At 33.1% G+C, this 3,635-nt stretch carries 4 protein-coding genes; 3 read left to right on the forward strand and 1 reads right to left on the reverse strand.

Annotation, left to right across the window (positions count from 1 at the left end):
• Positions 1-1,228 (forward strand): PAS domain-containing sensor histidine kinase (locus tag ACEYOS_RS11650; protein ID WP_373797581.1); only part of this gene is annotated, 1,228 nt, incomplete at its 5' end.
• Between the two features lie 48 nt (positions 1,229-1,276).
• On the forward strand, positions 1,277-1,972 hold the full coding sequence (locus ACEYOS_RS11655) for a tRNA1(Val) (adenine(37)-N6)-methyltransferase (RefSeq protein ID WP_373709924.1): 696 nt from the start codon (positions 1,277-1,279) through the stop codon (positions 1,970-1,972).
• 4 nt (positions 1,973-1,976) lie between these two features.
• Here the strand turns inward: ACEYOS_RS11655 and ACEYOS_RS11660 are convergent, their stop codons facing one another.
• On the reverse strand, positions 1,977-2,555 hold the full coding sequence (locus ACEYOS_RS11660) for a DUF6759 domain-containing protein (protein ID WP_373709923.1): 579 nt from the start codon (positions 2,553-2,555) through the stop codon (positions 1,977-1,979).
• A 136-nt stretch (positions 2,556-2,691) separates the two neighbouring features.
• On the opposite strand from ACEYOS_RS11660, the gene tsf reads away from it, so the two are divergent.
• The gene (tsf, locus tag ACEYOS_RS11665) at positions 2,692-3,516 is read left to right on the forward strand and encodes a translation elongation factor Ts (RefSeq protein WP_373797582.1); all 825 of its coding nucleotides are present in this window, start codon (positions 2,692-2,694) and stop codon (positions 3,514-3,516) included.
• Positions 3,517-3,635: the final 119 nt, after the last annotated feature.

Below are 3,635 nucleotides of genomic sequence, written 5' to 3' on the forward strand. Positions count from 1 at the left end.
CATTTTCGAAATAGCCGATATTAATAATCAGGATGTTATTATTTATGATTTAAAAGGAAATTATGTCATTTCTAATAAAGACATTAATCTGATCCCTATCAAAAAAATCCCTTTAGATGTTATCAATAAAGTTTTAAAAAGTGACAAAAGAGTTGATTTCCATAATTATGATAAGAATACCGAGGCCAATGTAACTTCGTCCTATATGATCCTTAAAAACAATATGCTGGAACCGATTGCAATTGTTTATTTCCCCTTCTATCATAACGATGCTTCTTATGTAAACGTTTTTAATAAATATCTCAATTATATTTTCATCGTTAATCTGTTTGTAATTGCTTTTGGTATTTGGCTAAGCTGGATCATCTCTAATCACCTAACGCGAGCGGTAACGAAATTTTCAGATCTGGTTAATAGAATCACTCTCTTTGAAAATGACCCCCAACCCATCAGATATTACCAGAATGACGAATTAAATCAATTGGTAAAGGCCTACAATAAAATGATTCTTCAAATTAAAGAGCAAAAAGAAAGACTTAGTTTTAAAGATAAAGAGGAAGCTTGGCGCGAGATGGCAAAGCAAGTAGCGCATGAGGTCAAAAATCCTTTGACACCGATGAAACTGACTATTCAGAACTTCGAACGAAAATTCGATCCGACTGATGTCGATATTCACAAGAAAGTAAAGCATTTAAGCAAAACTATGGTCGATCAAATTGATCTAGTGGCGACAGTAGCGAATGCATTTTCACAGTTTGCACAGTTACCAGAGAAGAATAATGAGATTTTCAATTTAAATAAAGAAGTAAAAAACATCATTAATATTTTCAGCGATGAAAAAATTTACTTTCATTCGAATAAAGATCAAATCATGATTGAAATGGATAAAATTTATTTATCCAGAATTATTACGAATCTAGTTTCTAATGCGAGTCAGGCCAATGATGAAGAGCGCGAAAATATTATTAATGTCGATATCGAACAAAGACAAAAAAGAATAATTATCACGGTAGAAGACAATGGTGTTGGGATTGCGGAGGAACATTACGGGAGAATTTTCGAGCCTAACTTCACGTCTAAATCCAGTGGAATGGGTCTTGGCTTAACCATGGTTCGTAAAATGGTTGAAGATTATAAAGGAGAAATATCTGTAAAATCAGAACTTGGGAAAGGGACGACTTTCACTATTTCGTTACCGAACAATCTCAAAACGACCGAAGCAAATTAATTATATTTCAAAAAAGTCAGCTTCAAATCTATAACACTAAAAAATTCAGTGAAGCCATTTCAGTTTAAACAATTCAGCATACAGCAGTCAAAGCATGTTTTCCGAGTTGGAACTGATGGTGTTTTGCTCGGTGCGGCTTCATCTGTACACGAAGCAAAAAAGATTTTGGAAGTTGGAACTGGAACTGGTTTAATATCCTTAATGCTCGCTCAACGAAGTCCAAAAGCACAAATTCAGGCAATTGATATTGATGAAAATGCAGTAAAACTTGCTGCACAAAATTTCGAAAACTCTCCTTTTAAAAATAGATTAGCGGTTTCCTTAGAGGATTACAAAAACTTTAATCCCAAAGAAAAGTACGATTTGATTATTTCTAATCCTCCTTATTTTGAAGAAAATGTTTCCAGTAAAGATATTATTGCCAGACAACAAACTGAACTATCATTCGAACTTTTAATTGTAAAATCTAAAAACCTTTTAAGTGAAAACGGTTTATTATCAGTCATCATCCCTTTTGAAGCAGGTGTTTTATTCGAAGAACTCTGCAGCAGAAATCAATTGTACTTACAAAGAAGATTGCTGATTTATGGAATAATAAATTCGAAACCCAAAAGACTTTTATTAGAATTTGGAATGGAGCAAAAAGAAATGATGAACGAAGAGTTGATCATTGAAAAATCTCCCAGACAGTATTCAGATGAGTATTTAAAATTGACCGAAGCGTTTCATCAGTTTTCAAAATAATCTTTTACTTCGGCGCATTCAACGTAATGACGATGTCTTTTCCGATATTTTTAGTTGAGGAATACTTCGCATCGCAAACCATTGTAGTAACAGAGTAACTACCCTTCTCTACCAAAATAAAATTTTCATTATTTGCAGGAACAGTTAGATTATAGAATTTCTTACCGTTCAGTTTTACAATAAGATTACACTTCGATTTATTTTTGATTTGCACATAAGCGGTCCTGCTATTGGGATCGTTATTAAAAAGATGATTCAGTAAATCTTCGGTTCTTTTATGTTTGGTATTCGTTCCGTTTCTCGCAACGTCTCTTTTTACTTCATTTTTAAGCTTTGAAGGATTTACAGGCGCTATGGTTGGCTTTGCAACTTTTGCTTGCTGGGTCGGCGTTTTCTTATTATTAATTACCGCAAAAAGTTTTCTCTTAAACTCCGGAGTTTTTGGATGGTCGGGATTGTATTTAATAAAATTGGCAATCACTTGCGCGTCACTGCTTTTCTCAACTTGCGCTACCGAATATTTGGATTGTGCACAAGAAAAGAAGCAAATAAATAAAAATAGAAAGTAGATGAATTTTTTCATAAAGGGATTAATTTTTAGAATTCTACATTTTAATGATAACGAAAAATTGCACTTTTTAGTTTGTGCTAAATTTATTATCTTTGCAACGCTTAAAAAGATAGCTAACTTAATCAATTTTAAATAAAAAAATAAGAATATGTATACACCAGTTGCTGCAGATGTAGCTAAATTAAGAAACATTACAGGCGCAGGAATGATGGACTGCAAAAAAGCTTTAGTAGAATCTGAAGGAGACTTCGATAAAGCAATCGAAAACCTTAGAAAAAAAGGTCAAAAAGTTGCGGCTAACAGAGCAGACAGAGATTCTCATGAAGGTGCTGTAATTGCAAAAGTTAACCAAGATAACACAATGGGAGCAATCATCGCTTTGAATTGTGAAACTGACTTCGTTGCAAAAAACGATAATTTCGTTGAATTAGCACACGAATTGGCTGAGCAAGCAGTGATGTATGCAAACAAAGAACAATTTTTAGCTTCAGATTTTCACGGAATGACGGTTGCTGAAAAATTAATCGAGCAAACAGGAGTGATCGGTGAGAAAATTGAAATCGGTGCTTTCGAAAGAATTGAAGGTCCTTTCTTAGGAGCTTACATTCACGCTGGAAATAAAATTGCTGCAATCTCTTCTCTATCTGCAAATGTAGATGGTGCTTCAGAAGTTGCAAAATCAGTATCAATGCAAGTTGCTGCTATGAAACCAATCGCTTTAGATGAAACAATGGTTTCTCAGGAAACGGTTGATAAAGAATTAGAAATCGAAAGAGAATTATTGACTAAAGAAGGAAAACCTGCAAACATTATTGACAATATCCTTAAAGGAAAAATGCAGAAATTCTACAAAGACAATACTTTGGTACACCAGTCTTTTATCAAAGATTCAAACATGTCTGTTGCTGATTATGTTAAATCAATAGACGATGATTTAAAAGTAGTAGGATTTGTAAGAGCTAGCCTTACTTAATTCTAAATCTTAATATGATTAAAATCTCTTTCTATAATGTAGAAAGAGATTTTTTTTTCGGGTAATTAGAGGTAAATTTATCGTCCAATTTTATGCATGAAAGATTATTACTTTTTTAA

Source organism: Kaistella sp. (genome assembly GCF_041824135.1).
In the GTDB taxonomy this organism is placed as follows: domain Bacteria; phylum Bacteroidota; class Bacteroidia; order Flavobacteriales; family Weeksellaceae; genus Kaistella.

Coding starts and splice junctions, on each gene's coding strand:
- ACEYOS_RS11660 (WP_373709923.1), bottom strand. CDS start 2,555: ATGAAAAAATTCATCTACTTTCTATTTTTATTTATTTGCTTCTTTTCT.
- tsf (WP_373797582.1), top strand. CDS start 2,692: ATGTATACACCAGTTGCTGCAGATGTAGCTAAATTAAGAAACATTACA.